Source organism: Pseudalkalibacillus sp. JSM 102089 (genome assembly GCF_041366475.1).
Taxonomy (GTDB): domain Bacteria; phylum Bacillota; class Bacilli; order Bacillales; family Guptibacillaceae; genus Guptibacillus; species Guptibacillus hwajinpoensis_B.
Map to the genome: position 1 here is coordinate 1 of NZ_JBEWYW010000030.1, position 3,441 is coordinate 3,441.

Genomic DNA, 3,441 nt, shown 5'->3' on the forward strand with positions numbered 1-3,441 from the left:
GAAAAAATTAGAATTAGTAAGGCAAATAGAATTGTTTTTCTACGTTTTTTAGTCATTGTTTCCTCCTGCTGTTATTAAACTCTACCCGTTACAATAAGCGATAACCACTGTGCAGCTATCGCTCCGATTTAATGGAAGATGTCTTTATAAGTTTTTAGACATTTTTATAAAGGTGACAGGATGACCACAAAAATCACCTTTTGATTCCTTAATTACTTTGAAACCTTCTTTTTCATAAAAGGTGATATTAGTATTTCCTTTATAAACTGTAAGCGAAATTGAGGTTGGGTTTTCATACCTTTCTATTCCTGAAAGGTAAAGATCCTTTCCTATGCCTTTACCTTGAAAACTAGGGTGAACGTAAATGGATTCTAGAAAAATTTCTTGGCTATTTGCGCCATTAGAAAAGAAAGCATACCCTTTAATGTTTTCATCCTCTTCAGCAACTAACATCATGGACTTCTCAAATCTATTAGTCATGGTATCCTCTGAATATGCTTCCTTTAAGGTTTTCTTTTGAATATCTAGAGGAATAAATGAGCTATATGTATTTTCCCAAGTGAGCTTAGCTATTTCCTTTACTCTTTCAATGTCTGTATACTTCATTTCTCTAATCTCCAAAGAGGTTCTCTCCTTAATATCTCGATCATTTTTTTATTCATCAAGAGTCTCGATTGTTTATCAACTAACTCTTAAAATCGAACTTTAAAAGACCATACACATCAACGTCTTCATACTCATTATGCAGCAGTCTATTTTGTTTTAATCTACCTTCTTTTTGTAAGCCAGATTTTTCTAAAACGATAGTTGAAGCTTTGTTTCTGGATATAGCTGAAGCACAAACTTTGTTTAAGTCCAGTTGATTAAATCCAAATTCAATCATTCTATTAACAGCTTCTGTTGCAAACCCGTTCCCCCAATATTCTCTACCAATCCAATAACCAAGTTCACCCTTATTGTTATTTTTATCAATCCTTATGTTAATCGTCCCTATTATCTCATTTTCCTTTTTGGTTACTATGGTTAGAGGGTATTCAAGTCCCTTTTGAATTTGCTCTGGTTGTATGGCGATCCACTCTTCGGCATGTTCTAATTCGTATGGATGAGGAAGACCAAGAATGGTAGCTAATTCTTGGTTGTTTGCTAGCTCCTTTATTCTGCTTGCATCTTCTTTATTAAATGGCTGCAGATTTAAACGTTCAGTTTCTAACTTTAAAGACATAGTATAGGACCTTCTTTTCTACGAGATTTCCGTCTAGGATATTGTTTACGGTAATTCAATACCAATTATTTCAAAACGATGACCTTAAGGCAATCCATAATTGCAAGAAAAAGGGAGCTAATCTTTATTAAAGATTAGCTCCGATAAACCAGAAGACTTGGGATCAGGATAAATTCTAGAATTTATCCTACTTAGTGTTAATTTAGATCGATGTTACCCACATATTGAACATCTCCCATATCAGAAGACAGATTCACTTCTAGGATATAGTTACCTTTTGAATCTGGAAATTGAAAACCATTAGATTTATTTACAGGCAATTCAATCTCTTCACTGTTTTGCCACAGAGATACTTGAAACTCTTCTAATTTAAAATCAGAATGTCCCAATTCTATGTTTCCCTCTGAACCAGCATTGACCTCAATTTGATTCTGTTCGATTCCTAATGATTGAAAATCAACAACAGTCTTTTTGTATTCCTCATTAGGACCTTCCCAATTCACGGATGCCTCTTTAAGCTCATATGAATCATAGTCGTTTAGATGATGGTACCAAACTGTCATTGTTGGAGGTGTGAAATCGTAATCCTCCCCTATACAGGCGGTCAATAAAAATATACAGCTTAAACTTACTATAGAAAATATTGAACGAATCATTATCAATTCCTTTCTCTTTACTGTTCAAATAACAGCAACTTTGGAGCATAAAGCAAACACTCTTTTAAACTATTGCTCCGATTTAACGGAAGATCGGCACACTTCAATTAGCTGGTTAAGCTAAATAAATCTTGTAGGTTATTATGGATGTAGTTTCTTAGAAAAATTAGTTCAGTTTCATCAAATTGATATGAACTTTTCTCACTCTGATAACTGTTCACAACTTTATACATGGTACCTTTCATCTCATCTGGAAGTGATGTTAGTCCCCAATTACCAGCTTCCTGTTTCGATGAAATAATCCCCTCTTTCACATACCAAAATACTCGTAACATATTTAAGGAACAATAGATTGGATCATCTACAATGTTTGCTAAACACTCTTCGTAATCTCCTGTTATTGAAGATAAATAATCTGATGAAGGGATCCTGGGGAAGACTTCAAAAATAGAACTTCCTTCGATACATATACCTCGATAATACATTATGGTTATATGTGCAGCTAGATCAGGGTCAGTTTTAATATCATCGTTTAAGTATGTAAATCTATTTTCAAATAAATCAACTTCATACCTGTCTCTCCAAAATTCACTGTAATGAAATTCATATGGAGAAGGGTGTTCCCAGTTGTCCAATTGTCCTTTAGTCAAAAAGCTAATTTCAATGGGATACGGATTAGTAGAATAATTCAAATAGAGTTTTGCTAGTTTCCTCTTTGTTTCTATTGTTATTGATTCGTGAGTGACTACCAAAACATCAAGATCACTGCTCTGGGGATTGAATCCTCCCATTGCTAGCGAGCCGTGAAGGTAAAAACCTATGTAATTATCACACATGATTTGTTTAGTCTCACATACCAAATCCAAAACAAATTTTTTAGTTACTGGAGAAGCATCATTCCAATTGTAGGTCATTCGAGAAAACTCCTTGTCCTGTAAGAAGTTAAAAAAAGAGCAATTACGTTATAAGTGAATCGCTCCGAGATAATTGAACATCATAATAACCTAATAATAGTTTCCTATTGTGGTTTGCTCGAAAACCTTCCAATGTCCATTCATTACAGAGGATTGATATCTCATTACGATATAATGTCTTGTTTTTTCAACCTCTTTTGTTTGAATATAATAGGTATCAGATCCTTTATAATCTATTTCTATAATTTCCTGACCTTTAAACTTGTGATCATTTGAAACAAATTCTTTAAGTTCATTTTCCTCATTAAAATCTTTGAAGAGGTTATATGGACCACAAGAGGATATTCCTAATATAGTTAGTAGAAATAATCCTATTAGTATGATTTTCCTCATTTTACCCCCAATACTTCTTTGCGGTTTAATCTCTAATACTATCCCAAAGAAATCTCCAATGCCAATTATTTCAAATTATCCCGAATAACTCAATCTTTTGTTCACAGAAAAGGAGCCTACCTTATTACAGATAAGCTCCGAGATTATGGAACACCTCACAAACTAATTCATTTTTCAAATTCGATGTTTGGTAGAAGCGTAACATTATCTTGTTGGTTTAAAATATTTGTTACATCTTTTACCGAACCTTCATCCA

At 33.5% G+C, this 3,441-nt stretch carries 5 protein-coding genes; all 5 read right to left on the reverse strand.

Annotation, left to right across the window (positions count from 1 at the left end; translation table 11 throughout):
* Positions 1 to 144: 144 nt before the first annotated feature.
* The 5 genes from ABVF21_RS22635 to ABVF21_RS22655 all read right to left on the reverse strand — a co-directional run bounded on the left by ABVF21_RS22635 (position 145) and on the right by ABVF21_RS22655 (position 3,185).
* Positions 145 to 621, reverse strand: a complete 477-nt coding sequence (locus tag ABVF21_RS22635; RefSeq protein WP_371019066.1) for a GNAT family N-acetyltransferase — start codon at positions 619 to 621, stop codon at positions 145 to 147.
* A gap of 64 nt (positions 622 to 685) precedes the next feature.
* Positions 686 to 1,222, reverse strand: coding sequence for a GNAT family N-acetyltransferase (locus ABVF21_RS22640; protein ID WP_371019067.1), 537 nt, complete (start codon positions 1,220 to 1,222; stop codon positions 686 to 688).
* 197 nt (positions 1,223 to 1,419) lie between these two features.
* Positions 1,420 to 1,878 (reverse strand): hypothetical protein, encoded by a 459-nt coding sequence (locus ABVF21_RS22645; protein WP_303534700.1) that lies wholly within the window; start codon positions 1,876 to 1,878, stop codon positions 1,420 to 1,422.
* 107 nt (positions 1,879 to 1,985) lie between these two features.
* On the reverse strand, positions 1,986 to 2,792 hold the full coding sequence (locus ABVF21_RS22650; protein ID WP_371019068.1) for an aminoglycoside adenylyltransferase domain-containing protein: 807 nt from the start codon (positions 2,790 to 2,792) through the stop codon (positions 1,986 to 1,988).
* A 90-nt stretch (positions 2,793 to 2,882) separates the two neighbouring features.
* Positions 2,883 to 3,185 (reverse strand): hypothetical protein, encoded by a 303-nt coding sequence (locus ABVF21_RS22655; RefSeq protein ID WP_371019069.1) that lies wholly within the window; start codon positions 3,183 to 3,185, stop codon positions 2,883 to 2,885.
* Positions 3,186 to 3,441: the final 256 nt, after the last annotated feature.

What these genes read in the sequence shown, in the direction of transcription:
- ABVF21_RS22640 (WP_371019067.1), bottom strand. Translation starts at nt 1,222, where the DNA reads ATGTCTTTAAAGTTAGAAACTGAACGTTTAAATCTGCAGCCATTTAAT.
- ABVF21_RS22645 (WP_303534700.1), bottom strand. Translation starts at nt 1,878, where the DNA reads ATGATTCGTTCAATATTTTCTATAGTAAGTTTAAGCTGTATATTTTTA.
- ABVF21_RS22650 (WP_371019068.1), bottom strand. Translation starts at nt 2,792, where the DNA reads ATGACCTACAATTGGAATGATGCTTCTCCAGTAACTAAAAAATTTGTT.
- ABVF21_RS22655 (WP_371019069.1), bottom strand. Translation starts at nt 3,185, where the DNA reads ATGAGGAAAATCATACTAATAGGATTATTTCTACTAACTATATTAGGA.